The sequence below is a fragment of the Nocardioides sp. JCM 18999 genome (genome assembly GCF_055391175.1).
The window spans coordinates 760719-783708 of record NZ_AP043887.1; the positions used below are offsets into that span (position 1 = coordinate 760719).

At 68.1% G+C, this 22990-nt stretch carries 19 protein-coding genes; 13 read left to right on the forward strand and 6 right to left on the reverse strand.

Going from position 1 to position 22990, the window contains the following annotated elements; translation table 11 throughout:
* The first annotated feature begins 10 nt into the window (after positions 1 to 10).
* The 6 genes from ACZ5J1_RS03660 to ACZ5J1_RS03685 are packed head-to-tail and all read left to right on the forward strand — an operon-like array spanning position 11 to position 5610.
* On the forward strand, positions 11 to 1156 hold the full coding sequence (locus tag ACZ5J1_RS03660) for a DegT/DnrJ/EryC1/StrS family aminotransferase (protein ID WP_464562611.1): 1146 nt from the start codon (positions 11 to 13) through the stop codon (positions 1154 to 1156).
* Positions 1153 to 1851, forward strand: a complete 699-nt coding sequence (locus tag ACZ5J1_RS03665; protein WP_464562612.1) for a hypothetical protein — start codon at positions 1153 to 1155, stop codon at positions 1849 to 1851. The genes ACZ5J1_RS03660 and ACZ5J1_RS03665 overlap by 4 nt, the downstream gene beginning before the upstream one ends.
* A 40-nt stretch (positions 1852 to 1891) precedes the next feature.
* Entirely contained in the window at positions 1892 to 2995 is a 1104-nt protein-coding gene (locus ACZ5J1_RS03670; RefSeq protein ID WP_464562614.1) for a DegT/DnrJ/EryC1/StrS family aminotransferase, read from the forward strand.
* Between the two features lie 5 nt (positions 2996 to 3000).
* Positions 3001 to 4209, forward strand: a complete 1209-nt coding sequence (locus tag ACZ5J1_RS03675; RefSeq protein WP_464562616.1) for a glycosyltransferase family 4 protein — start codon at positions 3001 to 3003, stop codon at positions 4207 to 4209.
* A gap of 40 nt (positions 4210 to 4249) precedes the next feature.
* Positions 4250 to 5173 (forward strand): NAD-dependent epimerase/dehydratase family protein, encoded by a 924-nt coding sequence (locus ACZ5J1_RS03680; protein WP_464562617.1) that lies wholly within the window; start codon positions 4250 to 4252, stop codon positions 5171 to 5173.
* Positions 5170 to 5610: an acyltransferase gene (locus ACZ5J1_RS03685; RefSeq protein WP_464562619.1), complete on the forward strand. Its 441-nt coding sequence runs from the start codon at positions 5170 to 5172 to the stop codon at positions 5608 to 5610. Before ACZ5J1_RS03680 ends, ACZ5J1_RS03685 begins: the two co-directional genes overlap by 4 nt.
* Positions 5611 to 5635: 25 nt before the next feature.
* Here the strand turns inward: ACZ5J1_RS03685 and ACZ5J1_RS03690 are convergent, their stop codons facing one another.
* Positions 5636 to 6592 (reverse strand): Gfo/Idh/MocA family protein, encoded by a 957-nt coding sequence (locus ACZ5J1_RS03690; protein WP_464562621.1) that lies wholly within the window; start codon positions 6590 to 6592, stop codon positions 5636 to 5638.
* A gap of 203 nt (positions 6593 to 6795) precedes the next feature.
* Here ACZ5J1_RS03690 and ACZ5J1_RS03695 point away from each other — a divergent pair, with 203 nt between their 5' ends.
* A complete protein-coding gene (locus ACZ5J1_RS03695) occupies positions 6796 to 7722 on the forward strand; it encodes a lysylphosphatidylglycerol synthase domain-containing protein (RefSeq protein ID WP_464562623.1) in 927 nt (308 codons plus the stop codon).
* On the opposite strand, the gene lhgO is transcribed toward ACZ5J1_RS03695, so the two are convergent.
* Entirely contained in the window at positions 7723 to 8925 is a 1203-nt protein-coding gene (gene lhgO, locus ACZ5J1_RS03700; protein ID WP_464562625.1) for an L-2-hydroxyglutarate oxidase, read from the reverse strand. It abuts the gene before it with no gap.
* 192 nt (positions 8926 to 9117) lie between these two features.
* Between lhgO and ACZ5J1_RS03705 the strand changes: the two genes are divergently transcribed.
* Genes ACZ5J1_RS03705 through ACZ5J1_RS03715 form a run of 3 tightly spaced genes read left to right on the forward strand, consistent with a single transcriptional unit; the run spans position 9118 to position 14366 of the window.
* Positions 9118 to 11103 carry a DUF6077 domain-containing protein gene (locus tag ACZ5J1_RS03705; protein ID WP_464562626.1) on the forward strand — a complete coding sequence of 662 codons (1986 nt, stop codon included), beginning with the start codon at positions 9118 to 9120 and terminating at the stop codon, positions 11101 to 11103.
* A gap of 34 nt (positions 11104 to 11137) precedes the next feature.
* The gene (gene ftsY / locus ACZ5J1_RS03710) at positions 11138 to 12259 is read left to right on the forward strand and encodes a signal recognition particle-docking protein FtsY (protein ID WP_464562627.1); all 1122 of its coding nucleotides are present in this window, start codon (positions 11138 to 11140) and stop codon (positions 12257 to 12259) included.
* 7 nt (positions 12260 to 12266) lie between these two features.
* A complete protein-coding gene (locus tag ACZ5J1_RS03715; protein ID WP_464562629.1) occupies positions 12267 to 14366 on the forward strand; it encodes a glycosyltransferase family protein in 2100 nt (699 codons plus the stop codon).
* Here ACZ5J1_RS03715 and ACZ5J1_RS03720 read toward each other — a convergent pair.
* The 4 genes from ACZ5J1_RS03720 to ACZ5J1_RS03735 are packed head-to-tail and all read right to left on the reverse strand — an operon-like array spanning position 14348 to position 20825.
* Positions 14348 to 15268 carry a rhamnan synthesis F family protein gene (locus ACZ5J1_RS03720; RefSeq protein ID WP_464562631.1) on the reverse strand — a complete coding sequence of 307 codons (921 nt, stop codon included), beginning with the start codon at positions 15266 to 15268 and terminating at the stop codon, positions 14348 to 14350. The two genes, ACZ5J1_RS03715 and ACZ5J1_RS03720, sit on opposite strands and share 19 nt — an antisense overlap.
* Positions 15269 to 15295: 27 nt before the next feature.
* The gene (locus ACZ5J1_RS03725; protein ID WP_464562633.1) at positions 15296 to 17857 is read right to left on the reverse strand and encodes a CDP-glycerol glycerophosphotransferase family protein; all 2562 of its coding nucleotides are present in this window, start codon (positions 17855 to 17857) and stop codon (positions 15296 to 15298) included.
* Positions 17854 to 20337: a rhamnan synthesis F family protein gene (locus ACZ5J1_RS03730; protein ID WP_464562635.1), complete on the reverse strand. Its 2484-nt coding sequence runs from the start codon at positions 20335 to 20337 to the stop codon at positions 17854 to 17856. The genes ACZ5J1_RS03725 and ACZ5J1_RS03730 overlap by 4 nt, the downstream gene beginning before the upstream one ends.
* Positions 20334 to 20825, reverse strand: coding sequence for a hypothetical protein (locus tag ACZ5J1_RS03735; protein WP_464562637.1), 492 nt, complete (start codon positions 20823 to 20825; stop codon positions 20334 to 20336). Before ACZ5J1_RS03735 ends, ACZ5J1_RS03730 begins: the two co-directional genes overlap by 4 nt.
* A gap of 199 nt (positions 20826 to 21024) precedes the next feature.
* On the opposite strand from ACZ5J1_RS03735, the gene ACZ5J1_RS03740 reads away from it, so the two are divergent.
* Genes ACZ5J1_RS03740 through ACZ5J1_RS03750 form a run of 3 tightly spaced genes read left to right on the forward strand, consistent with a single transcriptional unit; the run spans position 21025 to position 22986 of the window.
* On the forward strand, positions 21025 to 22299 hold the full coding sequence (locus ACZ5J1_RS03740; RefSeq protein ID WP_464562639.1) for an ammonium transporter: 1275 nt from the start codon (positions 21025 to 21027) through the stop codon (positions 22297 to 22299).
* On the forward strand, positions 22296 to 22634 hold the full coding sequence (locus ACZ5J1_RS03745; protein ID WP_464562641.1) for a P-II family nitrogen regulator: 339 nt from the start codon (positions 22296 to 22298) through the stop codon (positions 22632 to 22634). Before ACZ5J1_RS03740 ends, ACZ5J1_RS03745 begins: the two co-directional genes overlap by 4 nt.
* Before the next feature lie 13 nt (positions 22635 to 22647).
* A complete protein-coding gene (locus ACZ5J1_RS03750; protein WP_464562642.1) occupies positions 22648 to 22986 on the forward strand; it encodes a P-II family nitrogen regulator in 339 nt (112 codons plus the stop codon).
* Positions 22987 to 22990 lie beyond the last annotated feature (4 nt).

A 22990-nucleotide genomic window follows, 5' to 3' on the forward strand; every position in this document is an offset into this window, starting at 1 on the left:
AGGTGGATGCATGCAGTCCGTACGTCAGATCCCGCTCGGCCAGCCGACCGTCGGTGAAGAGGAGATCCAAGCCCTTCGCGACGTCTTCGCCAGCGGCTGGCTCTCGGGCGCCGGTCCCGCTTGCGTGGCATTCGAAGGCGAGTTCGCCGGAGCGACCGGCACGGCCCACGCCCTGGCGACCTCCAACTGCGGGTCGGCCCTCCACCTCGCGCTGCAGGTTCTCGGCGCCGGGCCGGGCGACGAGGTCATCGTGGCCGACTACACGTTCCCGGCCACCGGCCACTCGGTGGTCTGGACGGGCGCGACCCCCGTCTTCGCGGATGTCCGCGCTGACACCGGGACCATCGACGTCGACGCGGCAGCCGCCCTGGTCACCGAGCGCACGGTCGGGATCATCGCGGTCGACACCGTCGGTCAGGTCGCCGACTACGACGAGCTGAACGCGCTCGCGACGAAGCACGGGATCTGGCTGCTCGAGGATGCCGCGTGCTCGGCGGGCGCGACCTACAAGGGGCGCCCCGCTGGGAGCCTGGCCGACCTGGCCGCCTTCAGCTTCCACGGCCGGAAGGGCATCACCGCCGGCGAGGGCGGCGCTCTCGTCGGCGACGACGAGGCGCGGATGACCCTGGCGCGGAAGCTTCACACCTACGGGATCGCCCCGGCCGTCAGCCGGGAGGGCAGCAGCGCGCTGGCCGTGCCGTCCTTCGACCTCGCGGGCTACAACTACCGCATGTCCGACGTGCAGGCGGCCATGATGCGCGTCCAGCTCCAGCGTCTGCCCGACCTCATCGCCGCTCGGTCCAGCGCGGCCCGCGGCTATGCGGAGCGGCTGGGTGGGCTCGACGGCATCACGTTGCCGGTGGAGCTCGAGGACCGCAGCCAGGCCTGGCAGTCCTACCTCGTGACCGCTGCCCCCGACGTTGATCGGGACGCCGTGGTGGTGGCGCTTCGTGAGCGGGGTGTCGGAAGCAACTTCGGGACCTACGCGTCCCACGTCCAGCCGGTGTACGGGATGCGCTCGGACTGCCCGGTGTCGGCCGAGCTCTTCCGAACCCAGTTCGCGCTCCCCATGCACGCCAACCTGACCGAGGACGACCTCGACTACGTGGCTGATCAGCTCCGCCAGGTCCTCGGGGACTCCTCCGCACGGCGATGACGTCCAACCGGATCCACCCGACCGCGATCGTCGGTCCCGAGGTCGTGCTCGGTTCCGGCAACGTGGTCGGCCCGTACTGCGTCCTGCAGGGCCCGGTCACGGTCGGCGATGACAACTACTTCGCCTCCCACGTCGTGGTGGGCGGTGCCGCCGAGGTTCGAGGGCACGCGATGACGGCCTCCTGGGAGGAGCCGTTCGACGGCGGTGCGGTTCGGATCGGCTCGGGCAACGTGTTCAAGGAGTTCGTCACCCTCAGCGGCGGTTGGGCCGGGGAGACCACGGTCGGTGACGACTGCTTCGTGATGACGAAGGCGCACATCAACCACGACGGTCATCTCGGGAACGAGGTGATCGTGTCCGGCATGGTGGTGACGGCCGGGCACGTCACCATCGAGGACGGGGCCAACCTGGGGCTGGGGACGGTCGTCCACCAGCGGCTGACGGTGCCCGCCGGTGCCATGATCGGCATGCAGTCCGCCGTCACGCGGGAGCTGCCGCCGTTCGTCGTCAGCATGGGCGTCCCCGCGAAGGCGGCACGTCTGAACACCTACCGACTCGACAAGCTCGGGGTCCAGCCCGACCAGCACGAGGTCCTCGAGGCCGTGCTGCTGAGGGACTCCGACGACCTCTCCGGACTCGACGATGCCCTTCGTCGACCGATCTCCGCGTGGCGGTCCCGCCGCGACGGTCACTGACCCCTCTCCCGCACACCCACCCATCATCGAAAGGGACGCCATGTCCGCCGAGTTCATCCCGCCCGCCAAGCCGATCATCGGCGACGACGAGCGCGCCGCGGTCGACCGCGTGATGCGCTCCGGCATGATCGCCCAGGGCCCGGAGGTCGCGGCGTTCGAGCAGGAGTTCGGCAGTGCCGTGGTGGGCGGACGGACGACGGTGGCGGTGAACTCCGGCACGTCGGCCCTGCACCTCGGCCTGCTCGCGGCCGGGATCGGCCCGGGCGACGAGGTGATCGTGCCGTCGTTCACGTTCGCCGCCACGGCTAACTCCGTCGCGCTGACCGGCGCGACGCCGGTCTTCGCCGACATCGAGCCGGACCACTTCTGCCTCGACGCGGCGAGCGTCCGTGCCGCCGTCACCGACCGGACGAAGGCGATCATGCCCGTCCACCTCTACGGTCACCCCGCCGACGTCGACGCCCTGCGGGACGTCGCCGACGAGCACGACCTCCAGCTGTTCGAGGACGCCGCCCAGGCCCATCTGGCCACCTGGAAGGGCGCCCCCGTCGGCACCTTCGGTGACTTCGCCATGTTCAGCCTCTACCCGACCAAGAACATGACCTCGGGTGAGGGCGGCATGGTGTCGTGCGCCACCGAGGAGATCGCTCGGACGGTGAAGCTGCTGCGCAACCAGGGGATGGAGCGCCAGTACGCCAACGAGGTGATCGGGTTCAACGCTCGGATGACCGACATCCACGCCGCCATCGGACGGGTGCAGCTGACCAAGGTGGGCGGTTGGACGAAGACCCGCCAGGAGAACGCGGCGTACCTCGACCGCCACCTGGAGGGCGTCGTCGTTCCTCCCGTCGCCGAGGGCGCGACCCACGTCTACCACCAGTACACGATCAAGGTCGACGGCGCGGAGCGGGACCGCATCGTCACCGCGCTCCGTGAGGAGCACCAGGTCGGGACGGGCGTCTACTACCCGATCCCGAACCACCAGCTGCAGTCGCTCCAGCGCTTCGCGGAGGGGCTCGAGCTTCCGGTCACCCAGCAGGTTGCTCGTGAAGTGATCTCGCTGCCCGTCCACCCCTCGCTGAGCGAAGGTGACCTCGAGCGCATCGTGGCAGCGGTCAACGCCACCGTTCGAGCGGGAGCCTGATCCGCGTGCGCATCGTCGTGGTGAACAACTTCTACCCGCCGCGGGTCGGAGGAAGTTCGCACCTGAGTGACGCGCTCGCGCGGGGGTACGCGGCCCGAGGGCACGACGTCCTCGTGGTGACGGCCGCCTACCAGGATGCGCCCGCGGAGGAGATGCGCGACGGCGTCCGCGTCGTCCGGATGCCGGCCGTGATGCTGCCCGAGACGCGACTCGCGGTCTCGTTCGATCTCTCCTTCGCCACCCGGCCCGGACTCCGACGGCGGCTGCGGCGACTGCTGGACGACTTCAAGCCCGACGTCATCCACCAGCACGGTCAGTTCATGGACCTGACGTGGGCGACCGGCGCGTACGCGCGCCGCCGACGGATCCCCACGCTGCTCAGCGTGCACACCCGCCTCGAGAACCCGGTCGCGAAGTACCACGCGGTGTTCCGTGGCCTCGACGCGACGATGGTCGCTCCCCGGCTCCGTCGCTACCGACCCGGCATCGTGGTGATGGACACCTACATGCAGGAGTACATCCACGAGCGGTACCAGCGTGGCTGGAGCCGGCTGGTCGCGATCCCGGTCGGTGTCGACCCGGACTGGGTCCGATCCGGGTCTGCCGAGGCCGGGCGGGACCTGATCGGCGTGGGCCCCGAGGTCCCGGTGATCCTCTCCGTCGGGCACGTGATCCCGCTCCGGGACCGGATCGGACTCGTCGAGGCGCTCCCCGAGATCCTCGAGCGCCATCCCGACGCCGTCCTGGCGGTGGCCGGACGGGTGTACTACGACCACTTCCTGCACCGGGCCGACGAACTGGGCGTCGCCCATGCGGTCCGGTCGCTCGGAGCCGTTCCGAAGGCTGACATCCCGCACCTCTTCGCTGCCGCGTCCGTCGAGTCCCACGAACAGGGATTCGGGCTGGGGACCGCGACCCTGGAGTCGATGGCCGCGGGTGTTCCGGTCGTCGCCTGGGGGCGGATCGACAACTTCCCCGGGATCCCGATGGTCGACGGTGAGGACATCTTCATGTGCCAGCCGGGCGACGTCGCCGGACTGGCCTCCCGGATCAATCGCGCCCTCGACGACCCCTCGGCCACCCAGGAGGTCGGTCGGAAGGCGAGCGCGATCGTGGACGAGCACTTCGCTCTCGAGCGGGTGCTCGACCGCCACCTCGAAGTCTTCGGCGACATGATCGCCGATGCCGACCAGAGCCGTTCGCGGCGCCGTTGATAGCCTGCGCCCGCGTCACAACTAGAGGAGAACCACGAACATGAGCACCAAGGAAACCGTCTTCTTCACCGGCGGTGCGGGCTTCATCGGGATGCACGTCATCCCGATGCTTCTCGAGAAGGACTACAAGGTCCGAGTGTTCGACAACATGTTCCGGGGCGACCGCGACGCGGTTGCCGCCCTGGGTGACGATGTCGAGCTGATCGACCAGGACGTCCGCTACGGCGGTGCCGTGCACGCCGCGATGAAGGGGTGCAGCAAGGTCATCCACGCTGCCGCCGTCTCGATCAACAAGAGCCAGGCCGACCCGTACGAGTCGATGGACATCAACATGATCGGCAACCACAACGTGTTCGCGGCTGCCGCCGACCACGGTGTGGACCGGCTGGTCTACTGCTCCTCCGCCTCGGTCTACGGGGACCCGGAGACGCTGCCGATGCACGAGGACGACCGGCTGGACCCGCTGACGCCGTACTGCATCGCGAAGCGCGCTGGTGAGGACCTGCTCGGCTTCTACGAGCGGCGTGCAGGGCTGTCCTGGATCGCGCTCCGCTTCTTCAACGTCTACGGGCCGGGTCAGAAGACCACCGCCTACTACACGTCGGTGATCAACCACTTCGTCAACCGGATCAAGAACGGCGAGCCGCCCGTGATCGACGGCAAGGGTGAGCAGTCGATGGACTTCATCCACGTCCACGACATCGCCCGCTCGATCGTGCTCGCGCTCGAGTCCGAGAAGGACAACGTGCCGATCAACATCGGCACCGGCATCGACACCTCGATCGCCGATCTGGCGCGCATCCTGATCGACGCCGTCGGCGCCGACGTCGAGCCGATCTTCAACCCGCGCGACGTGCTCGTCAGTCGCCGGGCGGCCGACGTCCGTCGGGCCAAGGACGTGCTCGGCTTCGAGCCGACCATCCCGGTCCTCGACGGCATGACCGACCTGATCCGCGGGCAGTGAGCGCCTCCCTTCCGCCCAACCCGTGGAACGAGCACGCCTGGGTGGTCGGGGATCCTGTCATCGGTGAAGGCACCTGGATCGGTGCCTTCACCGTGATCGACGGCTCCGGCGGGCTCACCATCGGGCGGGGCTGCGACATCTCGTCGGGCGCTCAGATCTACACCCACTCGTCGGCCAAGCGCTGCGTGTCGGGGCGACAGTTCAACGAGGTCGAGCGTCGCCCCGTCACGATCGGGGACCGGGTCTTCATCGGTGCCGGGGCGATCGTCAACATGGGGGTGACGATCGGCGACGAGGCGGTCATCGCTTCGGGTGCGGTCGTCACAAGTGACGTTCCGGCTCGGACGGTGGTCGCGGGTGTGCCGGCGCGTCCGGTCGCCGATGTCGACCTGTCCGAGCCGAGCTCGCCGGTCTTCCGGGCCCGCCCCGCCGACTGACCGGTGCGCCGGCGGGCTCCGCCGATCAGCTGGAGCGGAGCGCGACGACCTCGTCGACGATCCGGTGGGCCGGCAGGAACGACTGCCGTTCGGCCTCCGCGTCGACCTTGCCCTCGATCAGGTTCACGAAGTGGTGGAGCTGGCCGACCAGCGGCTCGACCCCGGCGATGTCCGGCACTTCCATCTCGGTGAACTGACGGAAACCGGAGTGCCCCTCGTCCTCCTCGATCGTCGCGTGCCGGTAGCTGGTGAGGCCCCGACGGAGGAGATCGACCTCGATCATCCGGTCGAGCTCCTGGATCACCATGCTGCGGACCTTGGTCTGACCGAGCCTGCTGGCGGAGACCGAGGCGATGCCGGTGCCGAACTCCATCAGCGTCTCGACGACGTCCTCGGCACCGGGCACGGAGCTCCCGTGGAACTGCCCGGCCCGGACGTCGAGCCGCTCAGGGTGCTGGCCGCCGTAGGCCTGGACCACGAGGTCGACGTCGTGGACCAGCAGGTCCCAGGCGACGCCGGTCTTGATCCGCGGAGCGTAGGGCGAGTGCCGGGTCGACCGCACGTAGACCGGTGCCTCGATCATGCGGAGGGCGACCACGACCGCCGGGTTGAACCGCTCGAGGAACCCGCACATCAGGGGGGTGTCCGCCTGGCGCGATGCGTCGACGAGCTCCTGGGTCTGCGCCAGCGACGGGCAGACGGGCTTCTCCACCAGCAGCGGAAGACGGGCCTCGATCACCTGCTGTGCCAGGTCGTGGTGATACTCCGTCGGCGCTGCGATGACCGCGGCGTCGACCTCGTCGAGGCGGGAGATCTCCGGCAACCAGGTCGCGCCGAAGGCATCGGCCGTCCGGCGCCCGCTCGCTTCGTCGGGATCGATCACGAAGGCCAGGTCCGTGGACTCCACGGTTGAGATCACCCGGGCGTGGTTCTTCCCCATCGAGCCCGAGCCGATGAGAGCGATCTTGAGAGCAGCAGACATGCCTGGACCTTGGTTCTTCGTCGAATGGGACCCCGGAACTCTATCGCCCGCGCTTCGTTGCCGGTTTCTCGCCTCACCTATTGCACACTGGAGCGGTGTCATCGCCTAACGCTCCATCCCTCGCGCCGAGGGAGGACGCCCCTGCGCCCTCCTCCACGCATCCGCACACTCTCCGTGGTCGGTTGGTGCACTGGGGACGGATCGTGCTCATCCTCGCCGTCGTGGCGGCTGCGATCTGGACGGTCCGCAGCCACTGGGTCGAGGTCCGCGACACCATCACCGAGATGTCGTGGCGGGAGTGGGTGCCGTCGTTCCTCGCGCTCCCGGTCGCGATCGGCCTGTCGACCCTGAGCTGGCAGTTCCTCGTCGATGAGCTCGGCGAGCGGGTGGGTTTCTCCCGCGGTGCGCAGATCTTCCTCGTCGGACAGCTGGGCAAGTACCTGCCCGGATCCGTGTGGGCCTACGTGCTCCAGATGGAGCTCGGTCGTCGCGCGGGCCTGGCCCGCGCGCGTGTCTTCACCGCCACGCTCTTCTCCTTGGCCGTGGCGGTCGTCGCCGCGTTGCTGTGCGGGGTGCTGGCGATCCCGTCCTTGAGCGCGCACGACGCGGGACTCGAACCGCTCCGATGGCTCTACGTGCTCCTCCCGGTGGGCTTGATCTGCCTCCACCCGCGCATCCTGAACCGGCTGGTCTCCGTCGCCTTCCGGATCCTGCGGAGGCCGCCGCTGGACCACCCGGTCCGACTCAGGGCGGTGGTCTGCTCACTCCTGGCTGCCGTGGGTTCGTACGTCGCGTTCGGGGTGCACCTCTGGCTGCTGGCGAAGGGGAGCGCCGACGTCGGTCCCGGGTTGCTCAGCCTGTGCATCGGAGCGATGGCGGCAGCCATGATCTCCGGGTTGTTCTTCTTCGTCCTGCCCTCGGGTGCAGGAGTGCGTGAGCTGGTCATCGTGACCGCTCTGACGCCGTACGTCGGCGCCGGCACGGCGATCGCCCTCGCGGCCGTCAGCCGGGTCCTGCTGACTCTCGCCGACCTGGCGACCGCTGCGGGAGCGGCGAGCCTGGGTGTGCTCGAGCGGCGTCGGCACGGGCCGCTGCAGCACGACCCTGGTATCGAGGACGACGAGGTCTGATCAGCCCTCCTGGCCGCTGACCCGGTCGACGATCATCCGCGCGATCGGAATCGCGGAGGTGGCGGCCGGCGACGGCGCGTTCACGACGTGCAGCGTGCGGGGCGTGTCGCGGAACAGGAAGTCCTGGACGAACGAGCCGTCGCGGAGCACGGCCTGCGCCCGGATGCCCGCCTCGCGGGGAGTGAGGTCCTCGAGGCGGAGGTCGGGGCAGTACTTTTGGCACAGCCGGAGGTAGGCGCGCTTGGACATCGAGTTGCGCATCTCGCGAGCTCCGGTCCGGACGTTCGCCTTGGCGACCCGCCACATCCCCGGGAAGCGGGCGATGTCCCAGGCGTCGCGGCGATCGAAGGAGAACTTCGCGTAGCCCTCACGAGCCAGCCCGAGCACGGCGTTGGGGCCGACGTTGAGGCCGCCGTCGACGGTCGGTGTCAGGTGGACACCAAGGAACGGAAGCTCGGGATCGGGGATCGGGTAGATCAGCGTCTTCGCGAGGTCGGTCCGCTCCGGACGGACGTCGTAGTACTCACCACGGAAGGGGACCATCGCGAAGTCGACCTCGATACCAGCGAGCGCGGCCACCCGATCGGCCTGGATCCCCGCACACACCACGACCTGGGTCGCGAGCACCTCGCCGGAGGTGGTGGTCAGGGTGACGCCGTCGGCACGCTCGTCGATCCCGGTCAGCCGGGTGTCGAGCATCAGCGTTCCGCCGGCCTGCACCACGAGCTCGCCGAGCCGGCGGGTGATCGCGCCGTAGTCGGTGATCCCGGTGGACGGGATGTGCAGGGCGCCCAGACCCACGACGTGCGGTTCCCGGTCGCGCAGCTCGGCCCCGGACAGGACGGTCGCAGGGATGGCGTTGACGGCTGCTCGCTCGGCCAGGCTGTGCATCCCCGCCAGCTCCCGCTCGTCGCTCGCGACGAGCAGCTTGCCGATCCGACGCCAGGGGATCCCGTTCTCGTCGGCGAAGCGTTCCGTCGCCGCGACGCCCTCACGGCACAGTCGAGCCTTCAGGCTCCCCGGTGCGTAGTAGATCCCGGAGTGGATGACGCCGCTGTTGTGGCCGGTCTGGTGGTGGCCGAGCTGGGCTTCCTTCTCGATCAGCAGGACGCGGCGACCGGGGTAGCGCTCGGTCAGCGTCCACGCCGTCGCAGCACCGACGATCCCTCCGCCGACGACCACGTGGTCGTAGCTCTCCACCATCTCTGCGTCCTCACCCTGTACGAGACTGAACAGCGCTGGCCGCGCTCCGGCCCATTGGTATCACTCGGGGATCGGAAGGCACGAGTCGAGTTCGTCGGGGCGGCCGAGGGTGCGTTACCTTCTCGGGGGCCGACTGACCGACCACGGCCGCTCGGAGGAACCAAGGTGTCGACCAGGGCGCAACGCTCCCGCTTGTCATGGCGAAGCTGGCCGGAGCTCGTCGACGGAGGCGTGGACGGCGCCGTCGTCGCCTTCGCGCTGTGGACCCTCTGGTACCAGGTCGGCCTCGCGACCCAGGTCGATCTGCGTCCGGGTGGATGGGTGTTCGCTGTCGTCGGCGCCGGATGCGTCCTGGCCGGAGCGCTCTGGTTGCGGCCGAGCCCGCCGCAGGGGGAGCGCCCGACCGCCGCGATCGAGTCGGACACCCGCTGGCGTCCGCTCCAGGGCGGGCGTCGAGCCGTGGCCGTCGCGATCGCTCTCGTCGGTCTCGTGGTGACGGCGCTGCTGCACGCGGAGATCGGCGTCTTCCCGGCCGTCGTGCTCGCTCTCGCCGTCATCGTCCTCCTCGGCCTGCCGATTCGGGTCCAGCCGGCAGGACCTCCTCCGCCGGTGGCACCGACATCCCAGCTCGAACACCTCGCTGCCGGCCTCTTCGCGCTCGGAGTCGGCGCGCTGTCGCTCTTCGTCTTCAAGTCCGATGCCGACGACGCCTACTACGTCAACCGTGCCGCGTGGGTGGCCGAGCACGGGACGGCGATGTTGCGCGACACCATGTTCGGCCCGGGCACCTACCCGTTGTCGTTCGGCGGGGGGCTTCCGACCCCCAGCATCGAAGCGTTGCAGGGTGTGGTCGCGTCGATCCTCGGTGTGGAGGCCGGGAGTGTCGCGTACCTGGTCTACGCCCCGATCCTGGCCGCCGTCTTCGTCTGGGTGACGTGGCGCCTGGTGCGGGAATGGGCGCCGCGGCGTCGGGTCCTGGTCCTGGCGCTCGCGCTGCTCTTCGTCCTGGCCAGCGGGAGCGCGGTCATCGGGAACTACTCGATCGGTCGCATCTGGCAGGGCAAGGTGACCGCCTACGCCGTCCTGCTCCCCGTGGTCTGGTTGTACTTCAGCCGACTCGTCGTCGCGCCGACGCGATCGCTGTACGTCCTGCTCGGCGCTGCCGGTATCGCCTTCGTCGGGTTCACCACGAGCTCCGCGCTGCTGGCACCGATGCTGGTGGGTTCGGCGCTGCTCGCGGCGCTCCTGCTCCGCTCGCGTCCCCTCGCGTTCGGCTCCCTGATCTTCCTGGTCGCGCCGTTGGTCAACGGCGTGGTCCAGGCGACGGGATCGACCTCCCTCGGCTCGGCGCTGGCGAGCGTGACGGACGCCGACCGGGTCTTCGGGATCGTCTACGGCGCTTCGCTCTCGATGGCGGCTCTGGCTCTCGCCGCGGTCGCCGTCGTGGTGGGCGTGGCGCGTCGCCCCGCCCATCTCCTCGCCGGGTCGGCGGCGTTCGTCAGCCTTGCGGTGTTCCTCCCGGGTCTCCTGGACGTGGCGGCGCGGGTGACCGGGGCCGGTGCGGTGGTGTGGCGTCTGCCCAGCGTCGCGCCGATCGGCGTCATGGTCGGCCTCCTCGCCGCGCTGGCCGTCCCTGTTCTGGGCGCTGGCCCGCGGGGCGAGCGGCGTGGCCGGATCGCGCTGACAGCCCTCCTGGCGGCCGTCGTGGCGGTTCCACTCCTGGGCGGCAACTGGATCTGGTCCTCGGACATCGGGGCGAAGCTGACGACGTCGCCGACCTGGAAGGTCGATCAGGTCGCGCTGGCGGACGTCCGTGCCGCCCGCGACCTGGACGTGCCAGACGGTCTGTGGCTGATGCCACCGGTTCAGATGCAGAATCTCGCGATCTCGACTGCAGGTCCGTTCTCGGTCGTTCCCCGAGTGGACTACCTTCCGGCCCTCGATGCGCCGCGCAAGGAGATCGCTGATCGATTTGAGCTCTACAGGCTCGTCAGCAGCCAGCCTGTTCGACGGCCTGCAGTCCAGAGGATCCGGGGCGCCCTGCGGCGACTAGGTGTGACGCTGGCCTGTGTTCCGCGCGGTGACCGCCACGCCCGCCGGTTGTTGTCGGCTGCAACTCAGGCGCAACTGAAGAAGGTTGGCACCATGCGGTGCCACATCGGGGCGACGCGCGGTTGATCGCCTTCCGTTCCGTGTCTGATTGGATGAATCCATGAACCCCGCCATCATCATCGCGCTCGTCGCGATCCTGGTCGTCGCGGTTGTCGTCGGCCTCGTCGTCGTGCAGCGCCGCGGCCGGACGGGTGTCGAGGTGGCTCCGTCGAGCGACAGCGTTGCTCCCGTCGAGCCGGCCGAGTCCGCCGGCTCCGGTGCCACTCCCGGCGCCGACAGCGCGGTTCTCGCGCCCGAACGCCCGGAGGGCACCGCCTCCCGACTGATCCGGTTGCGCCAACGGCTCGCCGGTTCCAACTCCGCCCTCGGCCGCGGGCTGCTGGGTCTGCTCTCCAGCGACAAGATCGACGAGGACACGTGGGAGGGGATCGAGGACCTCCTGATCACCTCCGACATCGGCGTCGGACCCACCCAGGAGCTCACCGAGCGGCTCAAGACCCGGTTCCGGGTCGAGGGTGTCGCCCAGTCGGGCGCCAAGGAGGTCCTCCGCGAGGAGCTCGTCACGCTGGTCGACCCGTCGCTTGACCGTCGGCTCCAGGTCACGGGTGAGGGCGAGGCCCCCGGTGTCGTCCTGGTCGTGGGCGTCAACGGGGCAGGCAAGACCACCACGGTCGGCAAGCTGGCCCGGATCCTCGTCGCCGAGGATCGCTCCGTGCTCCTCGGTGCTGCGGACACCTTCCGGGCCGCCGCGGCCGACCAGCTGCAGACCTGGGGCGACCGCGTCGGCGTCGAGGTGGTCCGCGGACCCGAGGGCGGCGACCCTGCGTCCGTCGCCTTCGACTCGGTCAAGCAGGGGATCGGTTCCCAGGTCGACACCGTCGTGGTCGACACCGCCGGACGACTGCAGAACAAGCAGGGTCTGATGGACGAGCTCGGCAAGGTCAAGCGGGTCATCGAGAAGTCGGCGCCGGTGACCGAGGTGCTCCTCGTCCTGGACGCGACGACCGGACAGAACGGACTGATGCAGGCCCGCGTGTTCAGCGAGGCCGTCGACGTCACCGGGATCGTGCTCACCAAGCTCGACGGGTCGGCCAAGGGTGGGATCGTGGTCCAGGTCCAGCGCGAGCTGGGTGTGCCGGTCAAGCTGGTCGGGCTGGGTGAAGGACCCGACGACCTCGCGCCGTTCAGCCCCGAGGCCTTCGTCGACGCACTGCTGGGCTGAGCTCGTCGTGGCTCGGCTTCCGTGGCGTCGGAGGAGTCGCGCGGGTACGTGGCCGGAGGGGAGCATCCTGCTCGGCTCGCTCCTCTTCGACGAAGCCTGGCTGAGCCGGCAGGTCGGCACGAGCCTGACCCGTCCCGAGGCGGTCGATCTCTACCTGAACCGCTGGAGCGAGGGTCTGCAACCTCACCCCCTGGTGGATCCGCTCAGCATCCTCGGCGGCTGGAGCGACGCACGGCGGGCGCGACTCGCCGGGACCGAGCCGCTCACCGCCGTCCTCGAGGGTCGGCTGTGGGGCACCGACACCCACCCGCTCTTCGACGCTGAGGCCTACCTGCGCGCGGCACCGGAGGCGCGTGAACATCCGGACGGTCCCACGGGCCACTACCTCGCGGTCGGTCGCGGGCGCGGGATCGAGCCGGCCACGTGGTTGCCGGTCGGAACCGACCTTGAGGAATGGCTTCGGCAGGGGGTGGTGACGCCGCACCACGTCGACCGGGAGGCCTCCCTGGCAGCGGCCGAGGTGACCGCGCTCGTGCCGCTCGGCGGCGAGGGCGGCGATCTGGGCGGCGCCATCCGCAATGCCCTGCGCGCTGCCGCCTCCGGCCTGCAGGTCGCGGTCGACTCCACCGGCGCTTCCGTCGAGGCCCGAGCGGCCCTCGCAGCCCTCCCGGCGATCGATCCGAGGATCGTCGTCGATGACGGCCCGACCATCACGACGCCGTGGGTGATCGAACTGCGCGGCGTGCGCCGCTTGCCGGGCGGGACCACCTGGTGGTCGGCCCTGCTGGACGCCGGGGCCGACGAGGTCAGCCCTGTCCTGGTCACCGAGTCGGGGGAGATCGTCACGGCCGGACGAGCCGTCGTCGATGGTGGCACCGTGCCGTTCCTCGGCGGCTTCGCCGCTGACGAGGCACGAGGTCTGGCCGGGATCGGGTTCAATACCCTCGATCCCCGTGCGTTGCTGTCCCGGTCCGGAGCACGCCCCACGGCGGTACCGGAACGCCGACTCGTGCCGAACGTCCGGGTCGTGGTGTGGCCGAGCGCAGCCGATGCGCCCGGCGGCCCGATCCAGACGGACGAGACGAGGCTCTGGACCGCGCTCGGGTTCCGGATCGATCCGGAGCAGACCGACGGTCCTCGGGCCGTCGCCTGGACGCCGGCGACCCGGGCCGAACCCAGGCCCCTGCGCTGGGCGATCAAGAACCCGGCCGTCAGCGGCGAGGCGGGCGACGCCTGGGGAGACACCCACTTCGCCGACTCACTGGCCGAGGCACTGCGCGATCGCGGCCATCATGCCGTCATCGACCGGAGGGGTGCCTTCGACCGGCCCACGGCCGACCTCGATGACGTCGCGCTGCTGCTCCGGGGACGCAAGCCCTGGACTCCGCCGGAGCGGCGCGCCCACGCCCACCTGATGTGGATCATCTCGCACCCCGACGAGGTCGATCCGGGCGAGCTCGCCGGATTCGACAGGGTCTTCGCCGCCAGCCGCCCCTGGGCCGAGGAGCACACCGTCCGGTGGGGTCGTCAGATCGACCCTCTCCTTCAGGCGACGGACCCGGGGCGCTTCCGTCACGATGCGGAGGACAACCAGGGCGGGCCCGCTCTCTTCGTCGGCAACACCCGCGGCGAGTACCGCCGGATCGTGCGGGACGCCGTCGAGTCCGGGATCGGGCTGACGGTGATCGGCGGAGGCTGGGACACCTACCTCCCGGCGGAGCAGATCGCGGCCACCTTCGTCGCCAACGACCAGCTCTCAGGGCTGTACGCCGCGGCGAGGCTGGTGTTCAACGACCACTGGGACGATATGCGACGCGACGGGTTCATCTCCAACCGGCTCTTCGACGCGGTCGCGTCCGGGGCGCGGGTCGTCACCGACGACATCGAGGGGCTCGGAGACCTGTTCGGCCGCTCGGTCCAGCCCTACCGGACGGTCGCCGACCTCACAGCGCTGGCGAACGCGCCCGACCTCGATGCGATCTTCGGCACAGCCGAGGAGCGCGATCTCGTCGCTCGGCGAGTGCGGGAGGAGCACTCGTTCGCGGCTCGAGCAGTCGCGCTCGAGGCTGCCGCCCACGCAGCGCTGGCTCAGTCCGCGACGTCGTAGCGGACCCGGCGGGCGAACGGCCTGAGCCACCACGGCGTCGGGTGGACGATCTCGTTGGCGCGGACGGGCTGAAGCTCTCGGGTGCGCTCGAGGTGGTCGCGAATTCCGACGAGCGCCTCGGGAAAACGTTCCTCCGCCAAGGTCAGCAGGCGTTCGGCGTCCAACGCGTACGGGTCCAGACGAAGGTTGTCGAGCTTCAGGAACGGCATCCGGCCGGACCCGAGCGCCCGGTCGGCCAGGGCACGCGTGGGGTTCCACGCGACGCGGCGCTGGCGGCGCAGTCGCCGGAGGTCCTTGCGGCTCCGGATCGGTCCGCGGTGCCAGGCCCACCACTTCACCCGCTGCCGACCGACCGCACGATCGGACGCGGTCTCGTTGAAGTAGGCCGCCGAGCGGAAGCCAGCGTCGTGGAGCCGGACGCTCAGCCCGACCTCGTAGCGTCGGATCACCTCCATGCGGTCGTCCAGCGGCTCGAACGACCCCCAGAACTCGCTGAACGCGGTCGACGTGACCACGGCGCGACCGAAGGTCACGAAGAAGCTCTGCACGTGGGGCTGGATCCGCTCCGAACGGGTGAACCCCCAGAAGTCCGCGATCCCGGCCATCTCGCGGAGCATCTGCTCGAACGGACGGAGGGGGCCGACGAAGGAGTCGTTGGTCAGGGAGATCTCGTCGTACCGGTCGAGCGGTTCCGCCGCCTGAAGCCCGGCGCGATAGGACCCGAAGTCGTGGCCGGTGTTCTCCCGCTCGATCAGCGTGACGTGCGAGTCCAGCCAGGCCCGTCCGCCCGGCGTCAGCTTCGCCGTGGAGACCACCAGGACGTCGTCGTACGCCAGGAGGAGCTGTTCGACCTGGAAGCGGACGTGGGGGCCGACCTCACCGGTCGGGTCCCAGGTCGCCATGACGGCGAGTCGGCGAACCACGTCGAGCTAGCCCCTTCGAACCGGTGGCGTGAGGTACAGCGACTTCACCTTCTGGACCACTCGCCAGGCGGCCTGGTCGTCGACGTGGTCGTGGAAGATCTGGCGGCGCCAGGCGTAGTCCTCCTGCTCCTCCGACGTAGGGCTCAGGAAAACCTTGGTGAGCGCGTTCTCGAGTTCGTCGAAGTCCTTGCAGACAGGACCGGGCAGGACCTTCTCCAAGTCGTAGTACAGGCCGCGTTCCTGATCGGAATAGCGATCGAGGTCGTAGGCGAAACTCAGCACGGGCTTCCCGCTGATCATGAAGTCCACCAAGCAGCTGGAGTAGTCGCTGATCAGGGCGTCCGCCACGCGGTAGAGCACCTCGAGATCGGGATAGCGCCGTGACGAAAGGTTGATCGGCCCGATCGGCGCCAAGAGGCGGGAGTAGGTCCTGGCCTTGTCGGCCATGTGCTCACGCACCCCGATGACGGCATTGTTCGCCTCGGCCCAGGCACCGAGCCGCGAGACCTCGTCCTCGGAGAACTGGTAATAGGAGTCCTCCTGCCCGTCCTTGAACGTGGGAAGAAAGAGGACGAGCCGGCGTCCATCGACCTCGGCACGCAGTCGGTCGACGCTCGCCCGGAGGTCGGGCGGAAGCTCGTCGTCGGCGCGAAGGATGAGGTCGTTGCGTGGAAGCCCCGTAGTCCACACATCCGCGAATCCGAGCGGCGCGAAGGCCGCCGCCATGGCGAGTCGGTCCATCGCGCCGGAGGCAAGGACCACTCGGCTGGCGCCGTTGTTCCGTTGCAACGCGACCTCGGCCGCCGGCGGAATGTCGATGGAAGCTGATCCGAAACGCTTGAGCGGGGTCCCGTGCCACAGGTTGATGAAGTTGTGGGTCGTCGATGGAACTGGCCAATGTGCGTTGATGCGTGGGCCGTGTTTGACGAAGATCTGACCTGACCGGGCGAGGAGCTCCTGGCCCGGGCGACTCATCAGAGGGACGATCTCCACGTTCTCGCCGCGAACGTCGACCTGGCGTGAGCGGGTCAGGATGATCTTCTTGATCGAAGGATCGTCCTTCACCTCCTCGAAGACCGCTCTCTCGTTGCCTGCGAAGGTGTGGTCGTACGCGCAGACGGGGAACGCCCACCAGTGGTCGAACGTGGGAGTTGATGCCTCGTAGTGCCGGAACTCCCGCCACTTCATCGGTTCGTTCGAGCTGATCGACCCGTCTGCCTCCGTGGTCAGGGAGAAGGTGCGAGCGAGCTTCTCCGCGCTGGAAACGCGCAGGAGATTTCGCTCGATCGTATCGACGTCGGCGGATGGGGCCAGCTCTGCGATGCGCGATTTCCAGCTGGCAAGGTCAGGTGTGTTGTACGGGTTGTCCGCGATGAAACCGCGCTTGAGGAACGGGAAGCCGTCACGAATCATCGCAAAGGCAGAGGGTCCGTAGGCCGGATGGTACGGGTAGACGTCGGGCATGAAGGTGCTGAAGTCGTATCCGATCTCGGAGAGCAGGCGCGTCGTGCCTGTCTCGTACTTCGTGATCACGTTGATCTTCCGACGTTGCGGGACGACCGAGTTCAGGTGTCGCCGGAACCGTGGATCGGCGATCACCGGGGAACGGAATGCCAGGAAGTAGGACCCGACGTGGAGGTAGTCGGTGTACTGCATCAACTCGTGGGGCATACGCGCCGACTTGGCTGCGGCGAGTGACATCGGAGTCCCTGAATCGTCGATGCCGTCGAAGTAGTGTGCGGTCGCCTGCATCCCCCACCAGTGCGCAGACGTCGTGCTCATCCGAGCGAAAACGTCGGCGAGAGGACGCAGAAGGTAGCAACTGTCGTTCACCAACAGAAGTTCGTCGTAGGTCTCGATCAGGTCCCAGCCGACGTACTTCTTGGCGAGCAGCGAGTACGACCCGAAGTCGTAGGCTCCGTGTCGCTCGGCCCAAGCTCCCTTCGTGAACGGCTCCAGCTTCTCCAGTTCGGAAGTCTCGATCTCACCGTCGGCGAGGTAGTAGACGTCGGCGAACCTCGAGAGTTCGCGCAGGTAATCGAGGACGTAGTCATCAATGCGCCCGTCGGCGTCATACCCGGCGAAGAGGCACACCCTCCGGGGCTCCCGATCGGCGGGCAGGCTGAAGGGCTCCTGCTCGGTCCGGACGGGCAGCGGTGAGTTGCCGACGAACTGTCCGTGTGCCAGGAAGTGGACGAGTGGGTTGACCGTCTCGCGAGCGGGGTCGAGGTACTCGCCCCAGTACCACCAGACGTCAAAGTCTGGGCTCGGGTTGCGCAGGAACTGCCAAGCTTCTCGGCAGAAGACTGCACGCGGACCCTTCTTGATGTCCTTCCAGAACGAGTTCTTCTCGCGGAACAGGGGCACGTCGACCGCCCCTGCGCGACGAACAACGTCGAGCTCGCAGGCGAGCGTCTCGTCGACCGTCGGCCGCTCACGGGGCGCCGCGGCAAGGGAGAGCCCTCTCGCCAACAACTCGGTGGTCAGTTCTTCCTGCTCGTCCGGACCTGCATCGGTCCACCTGCGGACATATGCATCCCAGGAGTCGAGAAACTCGTCGAGATTCACCAGTCCCTCCTGTCGAGTTCGGCGCGAACCTTCGCGAGGAGACGGGCAGAACTTCTATCGTCCCTGAAGTCCAGGAAGAGATTGCGGAACCGTTCGTACTGCGGCGTGACCGCGAGTTCGGGGCGGTGGAGGACCTGCTCGAGGTGCGCCACGAAGCTCTCCTCGTCGTCGGTGATGAATCCTGGGAACAGGTGGTGAAGGTTGTACACGGTGGCCCCACTCGGCGGCGGCTCCGGAATGAAACTCATCACGGGGGTGCCCGTGATGGTGGCGTCGAGCGAGCTCGAATCAATGTCGGTCCAGATGACGTCGGCAGCTCTCAAGACAGCTTGCGTCGAGGAGAATCGTGCATTTGACGCATTGATCGCTTCCGGCCAGTACCGGCGGTAAAAGCCGCTGTAGTCCCCGTATGGCTCGCGAATCGCGAGAACCGAGTCGGTGCGTTGCAGAAGCTCCGTGACGCGCCGACGGAAGGCCGGACTGAACTCCGGATGCTTGAACCCGGTCCGCCATTGCTCGGCCGCGGGAATCAGCAGGACGACCTTGCGGCCGTCGGCCTGCGATCGAATTTCAAGCTCCTGCGATGCGAGATCTTCAGGTAGCCGGTCAAGCTGCCGGGTGAGCAGGTCGTGGGCGGGAATGCCGGTCACCCATCCGTCCCCGTAGAGCGCCGGTGCGTGGTCGTTGGCGGCGGCGATGAGATCGGCGGCCGAACTTGCGGCGAATCCCGTGACGGGTGATTCCACCAGCTCGTGCAGCCAGACGGCGGGTTCCCCAGGGCGGGCAACTGGCAACTCGCTCGGATCGACGGGGTCGGCATTCATCGCCCCCGCCGGCGTGAGCGTCAACCCGTCCCGGCTGGCCACGATGACGCGCAAGTCACGGAGGATCGGCGCCTGAACGGTGCCACGGGGTGAGGAACGGACGAAAACTGCACCTGCCCGATAGAGGACTTCGCGGCTCGTCGCGTCCATCAGTGGCAACAGCTCGAGATTGCTCCCGCCCAACTGCAACGATCGGTCCCGGGTGAGGATGACCTTCCGGATCGACGAATCGTGGCGCACCTCTTCCAGCAAGGCACGAAGACTCGCGGGGAGAAGGCCAGTCACGCGATCGGTGGCGAAGACCCAGCAGGCAGGGTCCTTCGGCTTGACCGCATCTCGCCTCTTGAAGACCTTCCCTCGAGTGAACTTCGGTTTCACAGCCGCACCGTCAGGGCCAGCAACCAAAGAGAGGCTCCGCGCAAGGCGATCGGCCGGCGACGTCCGTAGGAGCGTTGCCTCGAACAAGTCGACGGGCGCCTCTGGTACGACCGCGGTGACCATCGACTTCCACTCAGCCAGTCCGGGGACGTCGTAGTGATTTTGGTAGAGGAAGTAGCGCTTGAGGAGGGGAAAGCCCTCGCGTAGAAGCTCGAAGTACCAGCTCGTGAAGACCGGATGGAATGGGTAGAGCGCCGTGATGAAGGTGTCGAATCCGAACCCTCGCCCGATCAACAGGTGAGTGAGGCCGACCTCGTACTTCTGGATGACCAGGAGCTTCGAGGGTTGCTCGTGGACGGAGTCGATCAGTGCGCGGAACCGTGGATCATCGAGGACGGGGCGGCGAAAGGCGAGGAAGTACGAACCGACCAGGAAGTCATAAATCGGGTCCTTCTCGTACCCCGGAAGCAGCCGAGTCCGAACGGTGTCGAGCGGGATCGGTTCCGGAAAGTCGTTGCCCTGTTGATCGCGCGTCTTGGCGATGCCCTTGGTGGCTTGGAGGCCCCACCAAGGACTGGGGCGTTCGGCCATCTCGGCGAAGAGCTCGTCGAGGGGTCGAACGAGGAAGCAGCTGTCGTTGACGAACAGCACCTCGTCGTAGGCTTCCAATCGTTTCCAGCCGACGAGTTCACGCGCGAGCATGGAGTAGGACCCGAAGTCGTAAGCCCCGTGGCGAACTGCCCATGCGCCTTGGGTCACCGACGAAACCTTGGCCAGTTCTGACTCGTCCAGGTAGCCGTCGGCGAGGAAGTAGACGTCGCTGAATCGACTCAGGTCCCGTAGGTAGAGGATGACTGATTCGTCGATCTGGCCCTCGGTGTCGAAGAACGCGAAGAGAGTGGCTCGGCGCACCGGTCGATCGGTCGGCAGCGGTGCGGGCACGGCCGCAGCCCCATAATGTGGGATCGGCGAGTTCCCGAGCGCCCGACCCTCAAGGATGTAGTGCAGCAACGGATTGACGGTGGCGGTTGACGGGTCCAGATAGTTGGCCCAGTACCACCACGTGTCGAAGTCCGGGCTGGGTTTGAGCAGGTGCTCCCAGCCGGTTGCGCAGAAATGGGCGACCGGATCGTCGAATCCGTCCTTGGCCATCGTCGCGCCGTAGTGCGTGACGTAGAACGTCGTATCGAGGTGGGGGCCGACCAAGCGGCGCTCCACCGACTGGCGTTCGTGAGCTGTCAGGCCGTGAAGGTCGGCCAATGAGTGTGCCGACGTCATCGGGCGGTGCGGCTCACGTTCAGGTAGTGCAGCAGGGGGTTCTCCGCGCCGAGTTCGGGATGCGCGGTCCGATACTCCTGGGTGCTGAAGTACGGGCCCGGGTCGAAGTTCTTGCCTGCCCCCTCCCGCAGGTAGTGAAGCGCGGGTGTCATGCCGGTCGCCGCGGCCTTCGGGTACGAGCCGAGATACCAGGCAGGGTCGAAGAGGTCCGATTCCTCAAGGATCGCGATCTTCGCCGTCTCGTCGTCGTTCGCGAGGTGACGCATCAGTCGGCGCTTGATCCACCCCTTGGGTCCGTTGCCCGAGGTGCTGACTCGTCGAAGACCCTCTGTGGCTGCTGCGCCCAGCTCCCGAGTCTTCGCCGCGCTCTCGTCGGCGGAGGCCTTCTCCTCCATCAGGTCTTCGAGCTGGAACCGGACCTTCGCCAGCTCTGCCTGGGTCAGTCGGAGCGACTCGGTGAGCTTGGCGATTTCGTCGTGCGGGGTCATAGCGGGGTCAGGCAGTCCCTTCAGGGGTGACGGGTCACGAGATTCTAGCCGCGCGGTGCCGCTGCAGACGCACCGCCGAACCTGTTACACGGTCGAAACATGTCGCGCCGGAGGCCGAAACGTGTGGCTACGAAGGTGTCCCGCGAGGGTGGACGGGTAGCACTGGCCGTCCACCGCGGACATTTCACTTGGAGGTTCTGTGGACGGCTACTACGCCTGGATGCTGGTCGCGACAGCGCTCGTCTTGATGATGACGGTTCCGGCGCTCGCGCTCTTCTACGGCGGCATGACCCGCTCGAAGTCGGTCCTCAACATGATGATGATGTCCTTCGTCGCCGTCGGCGTCGTCGGCATCATCTACGTGCTGTGGGGATGGTCGATGTCCTTCGGCCCGGGGGACGGCACGTTCTTCGCCAACCCCTTCGACCTCTTCGGCCTCAAGGACGTCACGAGCGACACCTACATCGGTGTCATGTTCCAGCTGACGTTCGCCGCGATCACTGCCGCGCTGATCAGCGGCGCGATCGCTGACCGGGTCAAGTTCAGCGCCTGGGTCGTCTTCCTCCCGTTCTGGGTCACGCTGTCCTACTTCCCGCTCGCCCACATGGTCTTCAGCTGCAGCGACGAGGCACTCATCTGTACCAAGATCGGCGCCCAGGACTACGCCGGTGGAACCGCTGTGCACATCAACGCCGGTGTCGCGGGCCTGGTGCTGGCGCTCATCATCGGACGTCGTGTCGGCTTCATGCGCGAGCCGATGAAGCCGCACAACCTGCCGTTGACCATGATCGGTGCTGGTCTGCTCTGGTTCGGCTGGTACGGCTTCAACGTCGGTTCGATCGTGTTCGGTGACGACTGGGGCACCGAGAAGGGTGCGGCCGCCAACCTCGCTCAGTTCTACAGCGAGACCGGGCGCACGTTCACCAACACCACCATCGCCACGATGGCCGCGATGCTCGCCTGGCTGGTCATCGAGCGACTCCTGCACGGCAAGGCCACCTCGCTCGGCGCCGCATCGGGCATCGTCGCGGGTCTCGTCGCGATCACGCCGGCGTGCGGCGCGGTCGACCCCCTCGGCGCCATCGCCATCGGTGCCATCGCCGGTGCCATCTGCGCCTGGGCCGTGGGCCTGAAGTTCAAGTTCCGCCTCGACGACTCCCTCGACGTCGTCGGCGTCCACCTCGTCGGCGGCATCGTCGGCACCGTGCTGATCGGCCTCTTCTCCACGTCCGACGGCGCGGGCGGCGTCGACGGCCTGTTCTACGGCGGCGGCCTCGACTCGTTGGGCGACCAGGTCCTCGGCGCGCTCGTGGCCATCGCCTGGTCCGGCATCGCGACCGCCATCATCGGTTTCGCGATCAAGTACACGATCGGCTGGCGGGTCACCGAGGAGGCCGAGGTCGACGGCATCGACGCCGACCAGCACGGTGAGGCCGCCTACGACCTCACCGCCGGTTCGGGGGTCCTCTCGTGAAGCTGGTGACCGCGGTGATCAAGCCGCACAAGTGGGAGGACGTCCGCGAGGCCCTCGAGACCTTCGGCGTGACGGGCATGACCGTCAGCGAGGTCAGCGGCTACGGCCGGCAGAAGGGTCACACCGAGGTCTACCGCGGCGCCGAGTACGACATCGCGCTCGTGCCCAAGATCCGGATCGAGATCGTCATCGAGGACGGCGACGCCGAAGACGTCGTCGGGCTCATCACCCGCACGGCGCAGACAGGCCGGATCGGGGATGGCAAGGTGTGGGTCAGCGGCATCGAGACGGTGGTCCGCGTCCGCACCGGCGACCGCGACGCCGCGGCGCTGTAGAGGAGGAGTGACCATGAAGCTCGTCACCGCGGTGATCAAGCCGCACAAGTGGGAGGACGTCCGCGTCGCTCTCGAGGCCGTCGGCGTCACCGGCATGACGGTCAGCGAGGTCAGCGGTTACGGCCGGCAGAAGGGTCACACCGAGGTCTACCGCGGCGCGGAGTACGACGTCGCGCTGGTGCCGAAGATCCGGATCGAGATCGTCGTGCCGGACAGCGACGCCGACGCCGTGCTCGACGCGATCGTGGGCAGCGCCCAGACCGGTCGGATCGGTGACGGCAAGGTGTGGGTCAGCGCCATCGAGGGCATCGTCCGAGTTCGCACCGGCGACAAGGACGAGGCCGCGATCTAAGACC